This window comes from Chryseobacterium sp. A321, assembly GCF_054489265.1.
Genome location: NZ_JBTMWZ010000001.1, coordinates 497,760 through 518,770 on the forward strand (window position 1 = coordinate 497,760; position 21,011 = coordinate 518,770).

The 21,011-nt window shown below is 40.7% G+C and carries 20 protein-coding genes; 10 read left to right on the forward strand and 10 right to left on the reverse strand.

What is annotated here, in order from left to right; translation table 11 throughout:
• Position 1 precedes the first annotated feature (1 nt).
• Entirely contained in the window at positions 2-250 is a 249-nt protein-coding gene (locus tag ACX3PZ_RS02400; protein ID WP_459082745.1) for a hypothetical protein, read from the reverse strand.
• A 150-nt stretch (positions 251-400) separates the two neighbouring features.
• On the opposite strand from ACX3PZ_RS02400, the gene ACX3PZ_RS02405 reads away from it, so the two are divergent.
• The 3 genes from ACX3PZ_RS02405 to ACX3PZ_RS02415 are packed head-to-tail and all read left to right on the forward strand — an operon-like array spanning position 401 to position 3,055.
• Complete coding sequence (locus ACX3PZ_RS02405; protein WP_459111918.1) at positions 401-982, forward strand: MiaE family protein; 582 nt, start codon at positions 401-403, stop codon at positions 980-982.
• A 20-nt stretch (positions 983-1,002) separates the two neighbouring features.
• The gene (locus ACX3PZ_RS02410) at positions 1,003-1,623 is read left to right on the forward strand and encodes a DUF502 domain-containing protein (RefSeq protein WP_459082749.1); all 621 of its coding nucleotides are present in this window, start codon (positions 1,003-1,005) and stop codon (positions 1,621-1,623) included.
• Positions 1,624-1,678: 55 nt separating this feature from the next.
• A complete protein-coding gene (locus tag ACX3PZ_RS02415) occupies positions 1,679-3,055 on the forward strand; it encodes a tryptophanase (RefSeq protein ID WP_459111919.1) in 1,377 nt (458 codons plus the stop codon).
• Positions 3,056-3,062: 7 nt separating this feature from the next.
• Here the strand turns inward: ACX3PZ_RS02415 and ACX3PZ_RS02420 are convergent, their stop codons facing one another.
• The 4 genes from ACX3PZ_RS02420 to ACX3PZ_RS02435 all read right to left on the reverse strand — a co-directional run bounded on the left by ACX3PZ_RS02420 (position 3,063) and on the right by ACX3PZ_RS02435 (position 7,798).
• Positions 3,063-3,638, reverse strand: a complete 576-nt coding sequence (locus ACX3PZ_RS02420; RefSeq protein WP_459111920.1) for a Maf family protein — start codon at positions 3,636-3,638, stop codon at positions 3,063-3,065.
• 3 nt (positions 3,639-3,641) lie between these two features.
• Positions 3,642-4,160 carry a KdsC family phosphatase gene (locus ACX3PZ_RS02425; protein WP_459111921.1) on the reverse strand — a complete coding sequence of 173 codons (519 nt, stop codon included), beginning with the start codon at positions 4,158-4,160 and terminating at the stop codon, positions 3,642-3,644.
• Positions 4,161-4,221: 61 nt separating this feature from the next.
• Positions 4,222-5,094, reverse strand: a complete 873-nt coding sequence (locus tag ACX3PZ_RS02430) for a GLPGLI family protein (RefSeq protein WP_459082757.1) — start codon at positions 5,092-5,094, stop codon at positions 4,222-4,224.
• Positions 5,095-5,101: 7 nt separating this feature from the next.
• Complete coding sequence (locus ACX3PZ_RS02435; RefSeq protein WP_459111922.1) at positions 5,102-7,798, reverse strand: TonB-dependent receptor; 2,697 nt, start codon at positions 7,796-7,798, stop codon at positions 5,102-5,104.
• Between the two features lie 147 nt (positions 7,799-7,945).
• On the opposite strand from ACX3PZ_RS02435, the gene ACX3PZ_RS02440 reads away from it, so the two are divergent.
• Positions 7,946-8,827, forward strand: coding sequence for a cupin-like domain-containing protein (locus tag ACX3PZ_RS02440; RefSeq protein ID WP_459082761.1), 882 nt, complete (start codon positions 7,946-7,948; stop codon positions 8,825-8,827).
• A 54-nt stretch (positions 8,828-8,881) separates the two neighbouring features.
• Here ACX3PZ_RS02440 and lepA read toward each other — a convergent pair whose 3' ends face one another.
• The 4 genes from lepA to ACX3PZ_RS02460 all read right to left on the reverse strand — a co-directional run bounded on the left by lepA (position 8,882) and on the right by ACX3PZ_RS02460 (position 12,640).
• Positions 8,882-10,678: a translation elongation factor 4 gene (lepA, locus tag ACX3PZ_RS02445; RefSeq protein ID WP_459082763.1), complete on the reverse strand. Its 1,797-nt coding sequence runs from the start codon at positions 10,676-10,678 to the stop codon at positions 8,882-8,884.
• A gap of 163 nt (positions 10,679-10,841) precedes the next feature.
• Positions 10,842-11,438: a hypothetical protein gene (locus tag ACX3PZ_RS02450; RefSeq protein ID WP_459111923.1), complete on the reverse strand. Its 597-nt coding sequence runs from the start codon at positions 11,436-11,438 to the stop codon at positions 10,842-10,844.
• 12 nt (positions 11,439-11,450) lie between these two features.
• A complete protein-coding gene (locus tag ACX3PZ_RS02455) occupies positions 11,451-12,038 on the reverse strand; it encodes a hypothetical protein (RefSeq protein WP_459111924.1) in 588 nt (195 codons plus the stop codon).
• A 50-nt stretch (positions 12,039-12,088) separates the two neighbouring features.
• A complete protein-coding gene (locus ACX3PZ_RS02460) occupies positions 12,089-12,640 on the reverse strand; it encodes an RNA polymerase sigma factor (RefSeq protein WP_459111925.1) in 552 nt (183 codons plus the stop codon).
• A 130-nt stretch (positions 12,641-12,770) separates the two neighbouring features.
• On the opposite strand from ACX3PZ_RS02460, the gene ACX3PZ_RS02465 reads away from it, so the two are divergent.
• The 6 genes from ACX3PZ_RS02465 (at position 12,771) to ACX3PZ_RS02490 (ending at position 20,044) form a co-directional block, all read left to right on the forward strand.
• Positions 12,771-13,529, forward strand: coding sequence for a Rossmann-like and DUF2520 domain-containing protein (locus tag ACX3PZ_RS02465; protein WP_459111926.1), 759 nt, complete (start codon positions 12,771-12,773; stop codon positions 13,527-13,529).
• Between the two features lie 94 nt (positions 13,530-13,623).
• Positions 13,624-14,502, forward strand: a complete 879-nt coding sequence (locus tag ACX3PZ_RS02470; protein ID WP_459082773.1) for a GLPGLI family protein — start codon at positions 13,624-13,626, stop codon at positions 14,500-14,502.
• A gap of 143 nt (positions 14,503-14,645) precedes the next feature.
• Positions 14,646-14,900: a FeoA family protein gene (locus ACX3PZ_RS02475; RefSeq protein ID WP_459082775.1), complete on the forward strand. Its 255-nt coding sequence runs from the start codon at positions 14,646-14,648 to the stop codon at positions 14,898-14,900.
• Positions 14,900-16,936, forward strand: coding sequence for a ferrous iron transport protein B (feoB, locus tag ACX3PZ_RS02480; protein ID WP_459082777.1), 2,037 nt, complete (start codon positions 14,900-14,902; stop codon positions 16,934-16,936). Before ACX3PZ_RS02475 ends, feoB begins: the two co-directional genes overlap by 1 nt.
• Before the next feature lie 259 nt (positions 16,937-17,195).
• The gene (gene glmM, locus ACX3PZ_RS02485) at positions 17,196-18,578 is read left to right on the forward strand and encodes a phosphoglucosamine mutase (RefSeq protein WP_459111927.1); all 1,383 of its coding nucleotides are present in this window, start codon (positions 17,196-17,198) and stop codon (positions 18,576-18,578) included.
• A 95-nt stretch (positions 18,579-18,673) separates the two neighbouring features.
• Entirely contained in the window at positions 18,674-20,044 is a 1,371-nt protein-coding gene (locus tag ACX3PZ_RS02490; protein WP_459082781.1) for a tetratricopeptide repeat protein, read from the forward strand.
• A gap of 34 nt (positions 20,045-20,078) precedes the next feature.
• Here ACX3PZ_RS02490 and ACX3PZ_RS02495 read toward each other — a convergent pair whose 3' ends face one another.
• Positions 20,079-21,008, reverse strand: coding sequence for a DMT family transporter (locus ACX3PZ_RS02495; RefSeq protein WP_459111928.1), 930 nt, complete (start codon positions 21,006-21,008; stop codon positions 20,079-20,081).
• Positions 21,009-21,011 lie beyond the last annotated feature (3 nt).

Genomic DNA, 21,011 nt, shown 5'->3' on the forward strand with positions numbered 1-21,011 from the left:
TTTAATCTCTATTATTTCCTCGTACTATAACTGCAATCAGGATGATAAGGACTAAACCTCCAATCACCCAGTAAAGTGGATTGCTCATCCATTCTGTGCTTGTCGTGGTCGTCTTGGTGCTAGTCGTGACATCCACATCTAGTGGTTCGGTGGTTTCTTGTGCAAATGCAAAAATGCTTGCAAAGAACATAATAGCTAAAAGACTCAGCTTTTCATACTTACGTTTAATAAAGGTTGTTGAGGTTTTCATAATTTATGTTTATTGATTCTTTATCTGCAGTTCAATTGAAGTGCCAACTAAGGGCAAACCTTTTCAAAACAAAGGAATTTTATAAATTTGTATCATTATTATGAAAAGAGTACTATATTTGAGTGACTCGCTAGGAACAAATGAAAGAGTATGTTTAAACTAAAATTGCCAACCGATCCGAGGTGGGCGAACCTTGCCAAAGAAAATATTGAAGAGATTCTTACAGATCATGCGTGGTGTGAACAAAAAGCGGCCTCTAACGCCATTACACTGATCACGATGCTTCCAGAACATACCACAATCGTAACTGAACTATTGAGCATTGCGCAGGAGGAGCTAGAGCACTTAAGACTTGTGCATGAAATCATTAAGGAGAGAGGCTATGTCCTCGGCAGAGCCAGAAAAGACGACTACGTAAACGATTTGGCAAAATTCATGATTCAAGGGAGTCGCCAAGATTTAATTATTGACCGAATGCTGTTTGCCGCTATTATTGAGGCCAGAAGCTGTGAGCGTTTCAAAGTTCTCACTGAAACCCTACAACACGATCCCCAACTACAAGAATTTTACCACCAACTTATGATCTCTGAAGCAGGACATTATGCTACCTTTATTGCGTTTGCAAGGGAACTGGGCGATCCAGATAAAGTCAATAAGCGCTGGGAACAGTGGCTGGAGCATGAGGCCAAGGTTATTCAAAGCTACGGAAAAAGTCAAACCATACACGGGTAAAACTTAAAATAAACCTTTCGATGCAAAACCAAAAACGAAAAGACCTGCTTAGCCAACTGATCCAGAATTTTTTTCAGGGGTTAATGATTATAGGTCCTTTCGGCCTTACCGTTTTTGTGTTTTGGTATATCATTTCCTCCATTGAAGAAAGTGTACCCTACCTTTCTAATAAGCTCTACCCTGGCATTACCTTTCTTCTGGTTCTCATTTCCATTGTACTCATCGGATATCTTGGAAATAAATTCGTTTTCGGCCGACTCGTACTAGGTCGTATGGACACGGTTCTTGAGCGAATGCCCGGTTTTAAGCACATATACTCCCCGACCAAAGATCTAATGTCTTCCTTTGTGGGAGACAAGAAAAAATTCACACAGCCTGTTTGGGTTCGCGTGAATAGCGCACCGGAGATCTGGCGAATTGGTTTTTTAACCCAAAAAGATCTGCTAGCTGTGGGCATGAATGGCAAAGTTGCCGTCTACCTCCCCCATTCCTACGCAATTTCAGGTTGGGTCATTATCACCGAACAGCAGAACGTAAAACCGGTGGAAGGAATGAGTGCTGCAACGGCAATGAAATTTGCAGTGAGTGGAGGCGTGGCTGGATTCCATTCGAACGATGCTGTTTTTAAATCTCCGGAGTGATCCCTTTTTTTACTCTGAAATTTTAAACTACATTTATTACTCTAATTATACTCCAATGAAATTACCCTACGCGGAACCCTATAAAATGAAAATGGTTGAACCAATCACTCAGTCCACCGAGGCTCAACGAGAAGAGTGGATCGCCAAAGCTGAATTCAATTTATTTAATTTAGAAAGCCACAAAGTTTTTGTGGACTTATTGACCGACAGTGGCACAGGCGCCATGAGCGATCGGCAATGGGCTGCCTTAATGAGCGCGGATGAAAGTTACGCCGGTTCACGCTCCTTTCATGATTTAAAAGACTCTGTCACAAAGATTACCGGATACCCCTATCTCTTGCCAACCCATCAAGGTCGAGCGGCAGAAAACGTGCTTTTTTCGGCATTGGTAAAAGAAAATGATGTCGTACCGGGAAATTCCCACTTTGACACGACCAAAGGGCATATTGAATTTCGAAAAGCAAGCGCAATTGACTGTACAATTGCAGAGGCTTTTATCACGGAGCTAGAACATCCCTTCAAAGGAAACATCGATCTCGAAAAACTAGAAGAGGTGTACCAATCCTATCCGAAGTCTCAGATTCCGTTCTGCTTAATTACCGTCACTTGCAATACTTCAGGAGGCCAGCCCGTTTCCCTTGAAAATATAAAAGCAGTTTGTACACTATCCGAACAATACGAAATCCCTGTGTTTTTCGACGGAGCACGCTTTGCAGAAAATGCCTATTTCATTAAAGAAAGAGAGCCCGGCCAAAAGAACAAATCAATCAAAGATATTTGTCTTGAAATGTTTTCTTTTGGAGACGGTATGACCATGAGCTCCAAAAAGGACGGGCTTGTGAACATTGGCGGTTTTGTTGCACTAAGAAGTGAGGATCTTTTCAAAAAAGCATCTACGTTCACGATTATTTATGAAGGTTTTATTACTTATGGAGGAATGAGCGGAAGGGACATGGCTGCTCTTGCCGTAGGCTTAAACGAAGCCACCGAGTTTGAATACCTAGAAAGTAGAATCGCTCAAGTACGCTATTTAGGCGATCGACTCATTGAAATGGGAATCCCGGTGCAAAAACCAATTGGCGGGCATGCCGTTTTTGTGGATGCTTTAAAATTTTTACCCAATGTGCCTAGAGAAGAATTTCCAGCACAAACCTTAGGTGTGGAACTATATAAGGAGGCAGGAATACGCGGAGTAGAAATTGGCGCAATTTTAGCCGACCGTGACCCTCAAACGAGAGAAAACCGGTATCCAAAAACCGAGTTCCTTCGCCTTGCCATTCCTCGTCGTACTTATACAGACAACCATATGGAATACATTGCGATCGCTTTGAAAAATGTATTTGAACGCAGAGATTCGATCACCAAAGGATACGAAATCACACAAGAAGCGCCAATCATGCGTCACTTTACGGTTCAACTTCGACCGGCATAGAAAATAATTAGAATTTAGGACTCAGCCCCTGCGATACCAATTCTTGGTATACGCGGTGGGTGGGCAATCCCATAATGGTGTAGAAGCTTCCTGTCAAGCTTTTGATTTTGGCCATTCCGATCCATTCTTGAATACCATAACTTCCCGCCTTGTCAAAAGGCTTGAAATTTGCGATGTAAAAATCAATCTCGGAAGTAGCTAAGGCTTCAAATTCCACTTGGGCACTTTGCGTAAAACTAAGCGTTTCTTCGAGCGTTCGTAAACAAACACCCGTATACACCGTGTGCGTCTTATCAGAGAGTTTCAAAAGCATTTCCATAGCCTGAGTGGCATCCTTCGGCTTTCCTAAAACCTGCTGTCCTAGAGCCACAATGGTATCGCAAGTAAGCAGTAACTCCGAGGATTTTAATTCAGAAAAATGTTTGCTTTTCTCAATCGCGAGGTACTCCGCAATTTTTGAAACCTCCAGGTTTTGAGGATACGTTTCTTCGCATTCAATGCGAACCGTTTGGAATTCAAAACCCAAAGCAGCAAGAAGCTCACTTCGCCTTGGCGATTGGGAGCCTAATAATAAGTTTCTCATAAGTTAGCGCGATTGCGTGTCGTCTTCAATCCACTGAGAATTCGATTTAAGGACTTGTTCGATCACATCTCTGACCGCTCCTTTGCCTCCTTGGATAGGGGATATGTACTGACAAATGGCCTTCACCTCAGGAACCGCATTGATAGGACAGGTGGCAAGTGCCACTTTTCGAAGAATTGATAGATCGGGTATGTCATCGCCCATCATTAAAAGCTGGCTATCCTCTAAATCATACCTGTTTTTAAAGACCTCTAAATCATTTAATTTATTCGAAGATTTGGGGAAATAATCGGTAATACCCAAATAATTCAGACGGTGCCTTACCATCGGATCGTCCCCACCAGTAATGACCCCTATTTTATATCCTAATTTCAAGGCCCTAATCACCGCATACCCGTCTAAAACATTCATGACTCGGGATTGATGCCCACCAGGCATCAAGAAAACACTTCCATCGGTAAAAACCCCGTCCACGTCGAACACGAAAGCTTTTATTTGTTTTAATTGGTATTTATAGGACATTTACTTTGATTAGCTAAATAGGATACAAAAATAATTAATATTAATTACGAACCCCACTGCACTACGGAATTAATTCAATAGGATTGTTATTGGCTTTCATTTTATCCCGCGCATTCTTTTCCATGCTTCGCAATATTTCACTAGGATTGCTCGTGGCGGAACCGTTGAAACTTACGGAAACCGTCGTGTTGGGACGACTAAGCATTTCACGCATCCCTTTTACGGGATCCTTTTGATAGGCTTGAAGCTGCTTTATGTACTGCGTGCGAGTGATGTCAAGTTTCTTTTTTGAGATAAATGGAATGGATCTTCCGTTGGGTAGCTCCATATCTCCTAGTGCAGAATCCGTATTTTGTTTTTGAAATGCTTTCAATTCCATTAAGTGAGACCCGCTTAAATCCTCTACTTTTACAATAAGGCCTGGCAGTCCATGGAACTTATAAGGTCCGTCTTGAATCGGAACTTCCATGGTAAACCACGCGGTCCAATCTCTTCCGGCAAAATGAGTGGTCGCTTTTTGGGCTAGAAACTCTCCAATTTGCATTTTTTCAGGAAGAATCTCCCATTTCATCTCACGATCTTCAGGTACACGATAATGATCGCTCCCAACGGCAGTGTTCAGAAAAACTTGGTAATCGGGATAGGTCTTTTCTACTTCGTAATCCACTTTCCCTGGGTTTTTCTTTTCAATGTTAATGCTTTTCGAACCCGATTCAATCTGCTTCTTTAAAGAAGCATAGGAAATGGAATCGCTTTCAAAAGTTTGCTTACTGAAGTATTTAGATCCATTTTTATTTATGTCCAAATACATCCATTCCGACTGAATACTATCTTGTTTCGTCGAATCACTTGCAAATTTATATTCATATAAAGCACGTGACTGCGCTCCTAGAAGCAGGGAAAATAAAACAAAGACCAGAGAAAATAATTTCATACTAATTTTATTTAAAATTAAATTTTACAGTGAAAAGAAATTGACTCGGTCTAATTTCCATCGCACTTCGGGTTGTAGACATCAAGCTCGGGTTGTAAGAAATCGTTTCGTATACCTTTTTATCTGCGATGTTTAACCACTTAAGTTCAAAGTCAATTTTTTTCTTAGCCCAAGTATATTGGTAACTCACATCATAAAACGAATTTCGGAAACTCTCATCCATTTGCGCGGTGGTTAGATCATCCCAATAGAATCCAATGGTATGGTTCTCTAGTGGGTAGAAGTATGCCGCAAGGCTATGATTCCATCCCGAAGTTTTGGTCTCTGACTCGTAAAATACGTTTTTATTTTTATTCCAATTCATGGAAATGATATAATCTACACTCATCCATGAAAACATGGCATTGTTTAATTTCAATCCCGCCGCTTGACGATTCACTTTGGTTTCAATCATATCGGTATTCCCCGTCTGATTGTTCACAAGCATACTGTAATTGTTTGAATCTCGATTGGAAGCATTCAAAGACAAATTGGTTTTGATTCCAGGGAAATATTTTCCAATCTCTGCACTTTCTGTTTGCGAGGTCGTTGTATTATCGAAATAGGCAAGTTCACTAATGTTCGCTCCTGACGAGAAAATGGTGGTTTTTGCAATAAGGTTGCTCTCATTCTCGTTGTAGCTATAGCGAATATTGAAAAACAAATTGTTTAGCGGATTACGGTATTCAAGTCTTGGTGAAAAATTAATACTGCGATTCTCTGGCAACAGATTATCATTGTTTCCGATGTTACGTGGAGAAGTCAAAATATTCCCTGTGTATAAGGAACCAAAATTACCATAGTTGTAGTTAACATTTGCAAAGGCCCAAATTTTCCAGAACGAAGCAAAGTCATAACTTCCCCAAAAGCTAGGTTCAAAAACGGTTTTGCTGATTTCTCTACTTTCTCCCGTACGGTTGTCTTTATAATCCATCCCGTAGAAGTTAACCGGTAGGGTTAAACTTAGGTTCAGTCCTCCTTTTTTATAGTTTAAGCCCACTTGAGTGTAAGGATTAATCTCATTCCACTTCATGTCATTCTGATAATCGGTATCAAGCATGCTGCCTTCTCCAAACAATTGAGACTCCATCGTATTAAACGATAGATTAAGACCTGCTTCTGGCGTAATGGTTAAATTCTTAATGCTAAATCCGACCGATGCAGAATGATTCGCATTGAGCGTACTGAGGTCTATGTTTTGATCAAGTCTGGCATAATTACGACCAAAGAAATCATCAAAATCGTGGAAGTTATCATACACAGTAGAAAGTTTCTGATTGTCCTTTTGATAACTGATATAACTCTGAAGGTTAATCATTTTTTCTTTGAAAGGAATGATGGTGCTAAGAGAGTTTTGAATCATTCCACTTGGGGAGTTCATGGATTCATCCATTCCGATCGTCCCTGTTCTGGAATCCACGATTCGGGAACTGCCCTTATCGTCGTTCCAGAAGCCATTCCAAGTCGTCGTGTTCTTGAAAAAGCCTTTTTTGGCGTTCTTTGTAATAATCACTTCTCCTTTGGCCTCATTGCTGTAGAAATTGTTGGTTAAGTTCGTACTCGATTTTGCACCTTCAGGGAAAAATTCAGAAGGCTCGTACACCGTTTCGACACTGGAGGCTCTTTCAATCGAATTGTTTGCATAGTTAGCATTCACCTTAAGTTCCCAATCTTTGTTCTTAAAAGGACTGGTGAGTAAGTTGGCAGAAAAATAATGGACATTATTTAATAGGTAGCGTTTTTCAGGTACATTGGGTACAGAGGCTCTATCGACGCTTATCCAATTCCTTTGAGAGGCTTGGTTTCGTCTTCCTTCCCAACGGCTTCCAAATGCGAGAATATTTCGTTCGTTTTCCACGGACTCTCCCGTGTTGTTCGTTTTGTAGTTGACAACCCACTGGTTCTTCTGTCCGAAAAACATTGGAGTCAGCTTTACATTCCACAGAAAGGGCGAAAGACCCACACCTACTTCTCCACGACCCGTCATGGTCACTTTGTTTTTGAGCTTAATATTGATCGCAGCGCTTTCGCTTGGCAATTTATCTTGCAGGATTTTTACGGGTTGGTGATTCTCAAGAACTTCCATCTTTTGCACCGCATCTTTTGGGAGAGCATTGACCACAGAGCCGTATCCACCTTCCATCAAATCTTTCCCATTGACATAGAATTTATTAATGGCTTCTCCTTGGTATAAGATTGCACCGCTTGAATTCACTTCAATTCCAGGAATCTTCTTAAGTACATCCGCTAAGGTACGGTCGGCTTGGCTGTCGAAATTTTTCAAATCATAAGAAATCGTGTCGCCTCGCTTGGTAATCAATCTTGTTTTTAGCTTTACTTCTTTGATCTCTGTCGCCTCACTCTGAAGACTAATGTTTAAAGTTTGAGATTCATTTTTCACCAAACGTGAAAATGCCTTTTGGTTAAACGCTTTTACTTTCACGTTCACTTGGGAGGCACTGGAGGTAAAATTCACTTTGTACTCGCCTTTCGAATTTGAAATCGCATACGCAATAATGGCATCTTTTCCAGGCTCTTCGACCGTTACGGATGCACTAGGCACTGCACCTCCATCCTCATCGGTCACCTTACCTGTAAGGGTGTTTTGAGCCATTCCAAGAATCGAAAATCCAAAAACAAAAACAAAGGCGAAAACTGTCTTCATAATGATAGTATATTTAATTACATTAGTCCACACGAGTTCTCAAATGTTACAGTACTAGAGGCCTATATTGATAATATTAAGCAATTGTAACTTAAAATGAACTTTCATATCTTCAATTTTAATAATTTTGTGCTTTAATTTTTTAAGATGGGTCTTATATTAAAACCAATAGACGTGGTGGAGGATATTTCAAAAGAAGATTTCTACACCCATTATTTAAAGCCTAAAAAGCCGGTTATTCTAAAAAATCTGGCTCACAAATGGCCCGCATTCCAGAAATGGAATTTGGAATACATGAAAGAAATGGTAGGAGATGTGGAAGTTCCACTTTACGATTCTGCAAAAGCAGATCCGAGCGCTCCTATTAATGCTTCTGCAGCAAACATGAAATTTTCAGACTATATTGATCTAATCAAAAAGGAACCTACAGACCTTCGACTGTTCCTATTTGACCCAATCAAACATGCGCCCAAGATTCTAGAAGACTACCGCGCACCAAAAGAATTGATGGGTGGGTTTTTAGACAGCTACCCAAATATGTTCTTTGGAGGCAAAGGATCAGAGACCTTTTTGCATTACGACATTGACATGGCCCACATCTTTCATACGCATTTTGGAGGCAGAAAGCATGTGCTCCTTTTTGACTACAAATGGAAAAAAAGACTCTACTCCCTACCAATGGCAACCTATGCCCTCGAAGATTATAAAATTGAAAAACCAGACTTTGAGAAATTCCCAGCACTCGACGGAGTGGAAGGAGTGGAATGTTTTTTAGAGCACGGCGACACCCTATTCATGCCGACGGGATACTGGCATTGGATGAAATACCTCGACGGAAGTTTTTCTATTTCACTTCGTGCGTGGGACAAGTCATGGGCAATTAAAGCTCACTCACTTTGGAACTTAACTGTGCAAAGAACAATTGACAATTACCTTAAAAAAAGGTACAAAAGTCGCTACATGGACTGGAAAGAAAAAAAGGCGGTATCCAATGCGAACCGCGCCCTTCGAAAAGGAATCCCTCACTAAAAAAAGCAAGCTGCCTAAATTAGGCAGCTTGCTTTTTTTTACATTGCTAGAACTCTAATCATTCAATTTGAGCACGGCCATAAACGCAGATTGAGGAACCTCCACACGTCCGATTTGTTTCATCTTTTTCTTTCCCTCTTTTTGCTTTTCTAATAGTTTTCTTTTTCTAGATATATCCCCCCCATAACATTTTGCTGTTACGTCTTTTCTAAGAGCTTTAATCGTTTCTCTTGCAATTACTTTGGTTCCAAGGGCCGCTTGAACGGCAATGTCAAATTGCTGTCTTGGAATCAACTCACGCAGCTTCTCACACATCTTTTTACCAATGTAATAAGCATTGCTTTCGTGAATTAGAGACGATAGTGCGTCCACCATATCCCCGTTAATTAGAATATCCATCTTTACAAGCTTGGAGGCTCTAAATCCAATCGGGTGGTAATCAAAAGAGGCATATCCCTTCGATACCGATTTCAAACGGTCATAAAAATCAAAGACGACTTCTGACAACGGCATATTAAACACCAGTTCCACTCGGTCTGCTGTAAGATAGCTTTGATTTACAATTTCTCCTCTTTTTTCAATACACAAGGTCATTACAGCTCCAACATAATCTGATTTGGTAATGATCGAAGCTTTGATGTACGGCTCTTCAACTCGATCGAATAAATTGGGATCCACCATCTCCGAAGGGTTGTTTATTAAAATAGCAACTTCGGGATCTTTCTTTGAATACCCATGGTAAGATACGTTGGGAACGGTTGTAATCACATTCATGTCAAATTCCCGATCCAGTCGTTCTTGTACAATCTCCATGTGCAGCATTCCTAGGAATCCACATCGGAATCCAAAACCTAACGCAGCGGAACTTTCTGCTTCAAAAACTAAAGAGGCATCGTTTAGGCGAAGTTTTTCAAGTGAGCTACGAAGCTCTTCAAAGTCCTCCGATTCAATTGGATAGATTCCAGCAAACACCATAGGTTTCACCTCCTCAAACCCTTCGATTGAATTTGCTGCGGGGTTGTCCGCAGAAGTTACCGTATCTCCTACTTTAACTTCTCTTGCATCTTTAATACCGGAAATTAAATACCCTACGTCTCCTGTTTTTATTTCGGTCTTGGCCGCTTGCTTAAGTTTTAGTGTACCCACCTCGTCGGCGTCATAGGTTTTCCCTGTGGCCATGAATTTCACTTTTTGGCCTTTCTTAATCGATCCATTTACTACTTTAAAATAAGCTTCAATACCACGGAAAGGATTATAGACAGAGTCAAAAATCAGCGCCTGCAATGGGGCCTCTGGATCTCCTTTTGGCGGAGAAATCCTCTTGACAATTTGCTCTAATAGTTCACGAACCCCTTCTCCTGTTTTCCCTGAAACTCGTAAAACATCGCTCGGTTCACAACCAAGAAGTGTTACAATTTCGTCTGTAACTTCTTCTGGGTTGGCAGAAGGCAAATCAATTTTGTTTAGTATAGGAATGATTTCCAAATCATTTTCTAAAGCGAGATAGAGATTAGAAATCGTTTGCGCTTGAATACTTTGCGCCGCATCTACTATAAGAAGTGCCCCCTCACAAGCAGCAATGGACCGTGAAACTTCGTACGAAAAATCGACGTGTCCGGGTGTATCAATTAAATTTAAAATATAGCGCTCGCCTTCGAACTCATAATCCATCTGGATTGCATGTGACTTAATGGTGATACCACGCTCTCTTTCTAAATCCATATCGTCCAAGGTCTGCGTCTGCAACTCTCTTTGGGTCACGGTCCCAGTGTATTCTAACAGCCGGTCTGCAAGAGTCGATTTTCCATGGTCAATATGGGCGATAATACAAAAGTTTCTAATGTTCTTCATTTAATTCATTCAGTAGTGTGCAAATTTAAGATTTTTAATTGATTACCTTTCAGTTTTTCTTCTCACACGCGAAACTTTACAAAGAGAAAAATTACAGTCAAGAAACGACCCCTACACTTTGTGCAGGGGTCGAATAGTGCAAAAACACGAAGGCAACTCTTATTTACCGATCGTTAGATAGACTTCTGGATTGAGCTTCTCCACGACGAGAGGAACTTTCACTTTGAAAGTTTGCTGAATTCGAATTCCCTGAACGATTTGAACTCGCGTTCTCCCTTATTTCCATTCGACGATTCAGCATACGGTCTCTCATTTGTCCTTCTACGCGAAACATTTTGATAACCTGTTGAGGTCGAATTACACGCTGCATTTTATTTGAATACTCACGACGGTTTTCAATTAGCTTTTGACCGTAATCAAAGCTTTCTTCCAGTTTTATTTTTGCTTCTGAATCAGACAAAGCATCCGGATTGTATCCATTGTCAAAACGATCTTTAATTCTTCGTTGTGATTCTTGGTATTCAGAATAAACCCGTTTAAATTCAGCCTGTTTTTCCTTTTGTACTTTCAACTCTTCAATGAGTACATCCTCTCGAAAACTACGATAAAGTTCACGTCGTTTCTCAGGAGAGAGTTTGCGAATCATATCTTTTCTTTCTTGGGTATTTTTGTTTGTGAAATCTTGCGTCAATTTTTCTTGAGCACTTACCAAACCTATCGCAAAGACTGCGAGTAGGGAAGTAATAATTATTTTTTTCATAGGGGTCATTTGTTAATATAGGTCAAGATATACATCCATTTCTGCATCTCTTGAAAGCTCTGCTAAATCCGCGCTTGAAAGCGAGGTGATAATTTGCTCCATAGCGACTTGATCAATCGCAGCAGATCGAACTGTTTTGGAAACTACAGTCGGCCTCGTAGAGGATCTTTGCGGAACCGCAGTCCTTAACTCTTCCCCTCTACTTAACTCAGTAGATTGGCTTCCTAGAGTACTCTCTTCTACCTGTGCAATGGATTGGGTATCGGTTCCCAAGGTTATACTTGAGGGATCTTTTACATCAGTGGAGCTTACCTCTGACGTACTGTTAGTGGTGACCAGGCTTTGCAACTTCTCCTCCTGTGGGTTTAAATTCAGTTTTAGAATGACGCCAAGTCCAAGCAAAACCACTAGGGCCGCTGCCGCGTAACTCCAATTGAATGAAAGTGGGATGACTTTCCCTTTCGTGGGAAGGGACTTCTCTTTAGACACTTCTAACTCGATTGTATTTTGCAGCACTTTGTCTTGAACTTCCTTAAAGAAGGAATCTGAAACCTGGTAGATTTCTTTGCGCTCCAATTCTTCTAAATTAAAATTGTTCATGTTCTCTGTTTCTATATAGGAGTAAGGTTGGCCTAATCGCCCTTCACTTCTTACTCTTTGTGATTTTCTTTGATATACTCTTCAATTTTCTGTTTTGCATAGTGGTAGTTCGTCTTTAAAGTGCCTACCGACATATCCAAAATCTTGCTCATTTCTTCGTAAGGTAGTTCTTCATAATACCTTAACGTAAAGACCAACTTCTGCTTCTCTGGCAACGTCTGGATTGCTTGTTGAAGGATAATTTGTATATCTTCTGCATCGGGTCCCGCATTTTGCGCTACCAAATTTTGAAGATGATACTCCGCATCGTGATCCGATTTTTGCATGCGCTTCATTTTATTAAGTTCCTGCAATGCCTGGTTGGTCGCAATTCTATAAAGCCAAGTATAAAGTTGACTTTCTTGTTTAAACTGATGGAAATTCTCATAGACCTTTATAAAAGTGTCTTGTAGAACATCTTGCGCCAAATCATGGTCGACCACAAGCCTTCTTATGTGCCAGTACAATCGACTCTGATAATTGTCCATCAATGCCCGAAGTCCTTTTTCTTGACCATTTGGGCTGGTCATTAACGCAATAATTTCCTGATCCTGTAGCTTCATCAGTTCCGTTCGTGGGTTGGATTATAAATTAGGTCTAAAGTTAAAAATAATCTTCAAGTAATCCGACTTGTCGGCGGAATTCCCCAAAAAAACTCACTTTCTAGAGTGAAATATTAACTAACTTTGGATCATGGATATAGTAATTATAGGCTCTGGAAACGTCGCACACCATTTTGCACATGCGCTTTCAAAACAAAACAAACCCGCAATTCAAATTTTCGCTCGCAACCAAAAGGAACTTGAGGCCATTGGTGAAAGTGCAAAAATACCTTACTCCACAACTGAACTTGCCCCCGCGGATCTGTATCTAATATGTGTAAGTGACCGGGCAATTGAAGAAGTTTCAAAGTGGATTACGAACCCTGATGCACTTGTAGCGCACACATCAGGCTCTATGCCTATGGATCGTCTAGTGGGTCCCTATCGAAAGGCCTGTTTTTACCCACTACAAACCTTTTCAAAAACCAAGGAACTCTCTTTCGAAACGGTGCCTATTTTTATTGAAACAGAAAATGTACACGATTTCGAGATCCTTGAAGACCTTGCAAAGTCCTTGTCTCAATTTGTCGAAAAAGCGGATTACGAGAAACGTAAGTACATTCATTTAACGGCAGTGTTCGCTTGTAATTTCGTTAACCATCTTTACGCCCGCGCAAAAGAAATTTCCGACTCGCAATCCCTTCCTTTTGCATACTTCGTCCCTTTGATGCAAGAAACCCTTGAAAAAATCAACCATTTGGATCCTAAAAACGCCCAAACTGGCCCAGCAGTTCGCAACGACACTCGGGTTCTTAAAATGCATGAAGCTTTGCTACAAACCCCACAGCAGCGCACACTATACCATGTGCTAAACGAGTCTATTCAAGAAATGTATCAGCTAGAACCTTAGTTTCTGGCAGCTTTTCAAATAAGTAGGAAGCAAATGATCAGTTTCCTGATGTAACAAAACACGATAAGCGAATACTTATTATAAAAATTCAACAATGAAAAAAATAGTCTTCGTTTGTTTATTCTTCTTTACGCTTTCACTAAGTGCGCAGACCAGTGCAAATCGTTTCTTTTATGAATTGACCTACAAACCGAGTGTGGAATCTGACTCCTTAATAAAGGAAATGACTATTTTAGACATCACCTCAGAAAAATCTTTGTACCGCGATTATTTAATGGTTTCCCAAGATTCAATTCTAAAAATTGAAGTGGAACAGATGCAGAAATCAGGCACCTTTAAAGATCTTTCCAAAACGCTTAAACAACCTAAATTCAGTTATAAGGTTACAAAAACATATCCAGACATGGGTCTCAAGTATACCGATCAGATCCTTCAAGACAAAGTATCTTACGAAGAAACACTAAAGTTTGATTGGAAAATTCAGAACGAAAAGAAAACGATTGGTGAATACCAAACGCAAAAAGCCACCACAACCTTTGGAGGTAGAAACTGGACCGCATGGTTCTCCACGGACATCCCTTTTCAAGATGGACCTTATAAATTCTATGGCCTTCCAGGATTAATCGTGCAGCTAAGCGATGAGAACAACAATTACTCTTGGGAACTTAAAGGAAACAAAAACGTAGCCGATTTCCAGGAAAAATCATTTGCAGAAACCTTTACAGAAAGTATGGGAGGAAGAGGAAATGATTTGGTCGTGAGCCGTAGTAAGTTCGATCAGTTATATGAGGCATACAAAAAAGATCCTTTCGGAAGCATCCGTTCTCACCTTTCTCAAATTCCTGCGGACGCAAAAATGCCAGACGGCACTTCCATTGCAAAAATGATGAGAGACCAAGAAGAAATGCTCAAAAAACATTTGAACGAGAATAACAATCAGATTGAAATATCTCAAAAAAAAGCATCCAAATAGATTCATATCCTTTAATTAAATAGTGATTCGGAACTAATACAAATCGTATTGGTTCCGATTTCGTTTTAATCCCTATTGTTCTAATCCTTATTTAGATTAAATGTAAATAACGTATATTTGCATCTGTTTAAAACCCTATTCCATTGAAAAGAGACGACTCCAATAAGCTATGTTGTTTTCCCCAAAGCAAATTGGGAATCATAGTAGATTACGACAACGCCACCTTGAAAATGCCAACCAAAATAATTGAGATGGGACTACTGCCCAGCACCCAATTCAAGATACTGTACCAAGCTCCGTTTAGCGGTCCGCTGTATATCGAATTTGGAGAAGAAAAAAGTAGAATTGCACTTCGTCAGGAAGAAGCTAGATTTATCATTGTAGAGACAGTATCGTAATGCAAACTAAAAAACCCATCAAACAAATTTTACTAGTGGGCAACCCAAATGTGGGAAAGTCTACTGTATTTAATACACTTTGCAATAAAAAACAAAAGACAGGTAATTATGCAGGGGTTACCGTAGCGAGTCATTCAGGGCGATACTCCTACAAGGGAGAAGAAGTTGAAATCATAGATTTACCAGGCGCCTACAGCATCTATCCTGAGGCGGAGGACGAAGCTATATTCTCTAAATACTTAATTGAAGAACAGCATCAGTATTCCGGCATCGTGTACATGATGGATGCGATGAACCTGAAAAGAGGTCTTCTTTTGTTTCAACAGATTCAGGATCTTGGAATGCCTGTGCTACTTGTAGTGAACCAATTGGACGAAGCCTTTCGACGTGGAATACGCATCGACTTTGACAAACTAGCAGAAATCACTCAGGTCAAGGTATTACAAACCAATGCAAAAGAAAAGATTGGACTTGAGGATATAAAAGAAAGCATCTATAAGAACGAGTTTACAAGTTCGAATTCCATTCAGTTCAATATTCCCATTGAACAAAAAGCAATCGTTCATAAAATCGCTTCTCAGACTGAAGAGAAAAACCCGTACAAAGTATGGACTCTCTTGTCTTCAGATACATACCTTGGAAAACTAGATTCGGTTCATGAAAAACTAAATGAGACCGAAGCGAAATGCATCGTCCCAAAAAGACTGCAAACCCAAGAGACGATTCGTCGTTACCAGACCATTGATGGCATTATGAAAGAAGTGGTTACAAAAAAACCGCAGTTTAAAGAACTTCTCACGGAAAAACTTGATAAAATTCTAGTCCATAAGTTCTGGGGATACGTGCTCTTTCTTGCCATCCTACTTTTCCTCTTTCAAATGGTGTTCTATATGGCAGAATATCCGATGAACTGGATAGACGGACTGTTTGTTCTTTTTGCAGAATGGACCTCGTCTGTCTTGCCTGAAGGACCCCTCAATAGTTTGCTCAGTAATGGGATTTTACCAGGGATTGGAGGGATTATCATCTTTGCGCCTCAAATTGGAATCCTACTGTACTTCTTATACTTGTTAGAAGATTCCGGGTATATGGCCCGAGTCGTTTTTTTGATGGACCGTTTTTTACGTCCCTTTGGACTCAATGGAAAAAGTATAGTTCCTCTTGTTTCTGGGATTGCTTGCGCTATACCTGCGATTAAATCCACACGAAACATCGAGAATGTCAAGGAGAGGCTGATCACCATTCTTGTAACACCTTTTATGACCTGCGCAGCTCGTCTCCCTGTCTACAGTATCATTATAGCAATTGTGATTCCAGAAGGAAACGCACTCGGATTCAGTAACCGAGCTGTCGCTCTTCTTGCGATGTACCTTTTAGGTTTTGTGGCTGCCCTAGGGTCTGCCTTTGTACTAAAGAAAATCATCAGACAGAACGTGAAGAGTTATTTGATTATGGATCTTCCCCCCTACAAAATGCCTCAATTCAAATACGACTTGAAATTAACCGGTGTTAAAGTCTGGGAGTTTATAAACGGAGCTGGGAAAGTAATTTTTGCTGTAAGTATCATTCTTTGGGCGTTAAGTTATATGGGACCCAGTCAAACGGAAGGGAAAATCGTCGAAACGGACGTTCATTTGGATCATTCCTATCTTGCCAAAATGGGTAGGGTCATTGAACCGGTCGTAGAACCTTTAGGCTATGATTGGAAAATGGGAGTATCCATTATCTCCAGTTTTGCCGCTCGCGAAGTATTTGTGGGAACAATGGCTACGCTTTATAGTCTCGATGACGACGTAGCGGACGAACGAATTATAGACAAAATGCGTAATGATGTAAAACCAAATGGCGAAAAAGTATTTACCTTAGCCTCAGGAATTTCAGTGCTTATCTATTATGCTTTTGCTATGCAGTGTGTTTCAACCATTGCAGTAGTGTATCAAGAAACAAAAAGTTGGAAATGGACCTTGCTCCAGGTGATTGCCATGACAGGGCTAGCCTATATTGCTGCAATGGCCGCTTATCAATTTTTAAGTTAACCCGATAAAAGAAGAAAAATGGACTATTCATTACTCATTCAATATGGAATTATTGCCGTTTTAGTACTAGGTGCATGCTACCGACTATACAAGGTTTTTGCAAGTAAATTTTCGTCTAAAAAAGACAAAAACAAACCGGGTTGCGAAAGCAGTTGCTGTTCGTAGCCCATCCATCAAAGCAATACGGAACATCTAGTGACCAAAACAAAAAAGTTCACTAATTTTGCAGAGGTTAACCCATGAATAAAACGGAATCAATATGTCCTTAATAAAAAGTATTTCAGGAATTCGAGGCACCATTGGAGGGCCTGTAAATGAAAACCTTACCCCATTAGATGTGGTAAAATTCACCTCTGCCTATGGAACTTGGCTTCAAAACTCAAACCAAAAACGAAACCTTAAAATCGTAGTGGGGAGAGATGCAAGGATTTCAGGATCGATGGTTAGCTCCCTTGTGAGTGCAACTTTGCAAGGCCTTGGAATCGATGTCATTGATTTAGGACTTTCCACAACTCCCACCGTCGAAATGATGGTTCCGGAACTAAAAGCAGACGGGGGTATGATCCTCACTGCTTCTCACAATCCAAAGCAATGGAATGCTCTAAAACTTCTGAACGAAAAAGGAGAATTCATTAGCGGAGAAAATGGAACAGAACTTCTTCAAATTGCACAGGATGAGGCTTTCGATTACGCTGAGGTCGATGACCTTGGAAAATATGAGACCTATGAAGGGGCCATTCAATTGCATATTGATAAAATCCTTGATTTACCGCTGGTCAATCAGCAACTTATAAAAGAGAAAAAGTTCAAAGTCGTATTGGATGCTGTGAACTCCACAGGAGGAATCTCCATGGTTCCGCTTTTAGAGCAATTAGGCTGTACGGTCGTACCGCTCTATTGTGAACCCACAGGCAATTTCCCTCACAATCCAGAACCGCTGAAAGAACATCTTACTGATATTTGCGAACTCGTGAAAACCGAAAATGCAGATTTGGGTCTCGTTGTCGATCCGGATGTCGATCGTCTCGCCATAATTGACGAGAAGGGAGAGATGTTTGGAGAAGAATACACTCTTGTGGCGGTCGCCGATTACTTACTTAAGCACAAACCAGGTGCCGCGATATCAAACCTTTCTTCAAGTCGCGCACTACGCGATATCGCCCACAGACATCAATCTACTTATTTTGCAAGCGCGGTAGGGGAAGTGAACGTGGTCACTCTAATGAAAGAGAAAAACGCCGTGATTGGAGGAGAAGGAAATGGCGGAATTATTTACCCAGAGTTGCATTACGGTCGGGACTCCCTAGTGGGAACCGCCCTGTTTTTAACTCATCTTGCAGAATCAGAAATCTCAGTCTCTGAACTTCGCGCCTCTTACCCCGCCTATTTTATGGGGAAAAAGAAAATGGAGCTCACCCCAGAGATCAACGTAGATCAGTTGCTCGAGCGTGTAGAAAACGCCTTTGAGGGAGAGCAGATTAGCACTATAGACGGAGTGAAAATTGATTTTGAAGAATCTTGGGCACACCTGCGCAAGTCAAATACAGAGCCCATCATTCGGATCTATACTGAGGCGGCAAGCCAAAGGAAAGCAGACGAACTTGCAGACCGTATGATCGAGAAGATAAAAGCCCTAATTTAGGCCTGATATTTGCTATTTTAGCCTTGTATAATTTAAACGTTCTATCGAAGTTATGAAGCCACATTTGCAACATCGATATAACTTGAGAAAAGCTATTGGAAGAATTTTTTGAAAACGAACTGGCCAAACGGTTCGAAGAAATGGTAGAAAACAAAGATCAAGTTTACTTCGACACGGAAGAACTTGACGAAATCATTGTTTACTACCTTGAGCTAGGAGATATTTCCTTTGCTGAAAAAGCGGTGAATTTTGCGCTCAAACTTCACCCCAACTCCATTGAGATTAAAACCAAGCAATTGGAAGTCTTACTGGAGCTAGAAAACTATGTGCAGGCTCGTCCCATAATTGACGATTTACGTGCCACCTGTATGGAAAACACAGACTATTTGGTTTGTTGTGCGAAGTACTTTTCCAACCTAGGAAACCCACGAAAATCAATTGAGTATTGTAATCTTGCCCTTGCCTTAGGAGAAGAGGAGAATTTCCTTCACAATTTTATTGCAGATGAATTTGTGAATTTAGGAGATCCTTCAAAAGCCCTTAAGCATTACCGCGAAGCACTCAAAGCGGACCCGACTGACGATTATTCTTTAGAAAATACGATGCAATGCTTCGTCGAATTAAAGAAGTATGAGGAAGCCACTTCTTTCATCAACGAGTATTTAGATGAATTTGCCTTCTCTGAAATCGCATGGTTTGAGTACGGCCAATTTTACTTCAACCGAAAAAACTACCACGAGGCGATTAAAGGCTTCGATTACCTGCTTGCAATTAACAGCTCCTCTATTGGGGTATACGCTAACAAAGCGGCTTGTTACGAAGCACTAGGAGACTATCTAAAAGCAATTGAAGTATACGAAGAAATGCTCGAACTTGAGTACACGAAAGCCTATACCTATTATAAAATTGGACTTTGCTACAAAGCGCAGAAGTTCCATGTGAACGCTTTAACTTATTTTCAAAAGTCCCTTATTGAAGACCCTCAGTTCTACATGTCAATGATTGAACTTAGTGAACTTTATGAGGAAATGGGCTCGAAAAAAGAAGCACTTCATTTTGCAATCGAAGCCGCAGCTCTAAATGGTACGAATCTTAGCCTTCAAAAGAAACTAGCCTTTTTATACATCGATTCGGGTCAGTTTGAAGATAGTTTAGAATGTTTGGAACTTTTGGTAGAGAAAGAACCCAATAAATTCTACAACTGGTACGCCTACACGGAAGTACTAATGCTACTTTCGGAATACGACAAAGCGATTCGCGTTTTGACCAAGGCCATCAGCCTTCATCAGCATGCAGAATTATATTATCAAATTTCGAACTGTTTCTTCAATCTGGATCAGCAGGACAGAGCAATGGAAGCTCTAGAGATCGCGATTGTACTCGATCCCTCTCTGGTGCCTGATATGCAAAAAAGATATCCCTACATTAAGGATGTAGTTAAAAAAGTAAAAACAAAGAAAAAATAGGATTATTCCTATAAATAAAAGTAGCGGCCCTTTCTTACGAGGGCCGTTTTTCGTGACTGGACTTTTTTACGCTCTCTAGCTTGCTCTTTTGTTCAGAACGTAAGAACAGTAGCCCTGCAATGATCACAAGGGCTCCAACTAGCTGAAAAACACTCAAGGTCTCTCCGTCAAGAACACCCCACCCAATGGCTACGATAGGCATAAGAAGAGTCACAGTCGAGGTAAAAAGAGCACTAGATACACTGAGCAGTCGATAGTTTAGCATCATCGCGAGTCCGGTACCAAACACCGCAAGAAGACCCACGTACATTAGTCCTGTCCAATTCTCCTGAGTCGAGTGAAAATCTTGGAAAAAACCTGAAAACCCCAATGATATCAAGGAAGGGAAAAACAAAACAATCCCAAACACATAGGCAGAAAGCAGTTTGGGTTCAACGTCTCCCAAATGTGCTTTCACGGTTAAACCGTTGATCGCATAAAGTACAGTGGCTAGAAGCAGAAGCAAAATAGGAACTATTTTCAGAGCGCCTGATTCTGCGCCTCCTAATGTGAGAACAATTACTCCTATAAAGCTAATCAGAGTTCCCAGAATTTGAGTTCGTGTGGTACTCGTGCTCCAGAACAAGCCCCCTAGAATGATGACAAAGATGGGAACCATAGAATTAATAATCCCAGCAATGCTGCTACTAATTTGGGTCTCTGCCATCGGAAATAGATACATGGGTAAAAAATTACCACATGCAGCAGCCACGATCAAATATTTTAAGTGCTTTTTAGGGAACTTTTTCATATTCAATAATGCGTACGGAAGCAGGAGAAGAGACGCGATGATAATGCGTAAACTTCCAATCTCATAGGGCGTGTAGTAGAGAAGTGATTTCTTGATTAAGATAAAGGACGATCCCCAAATCAAAGTTAGTAGGACAAGAAGTATCCACTTCTCGTTAGGGCGGCTCGATTGCATTCG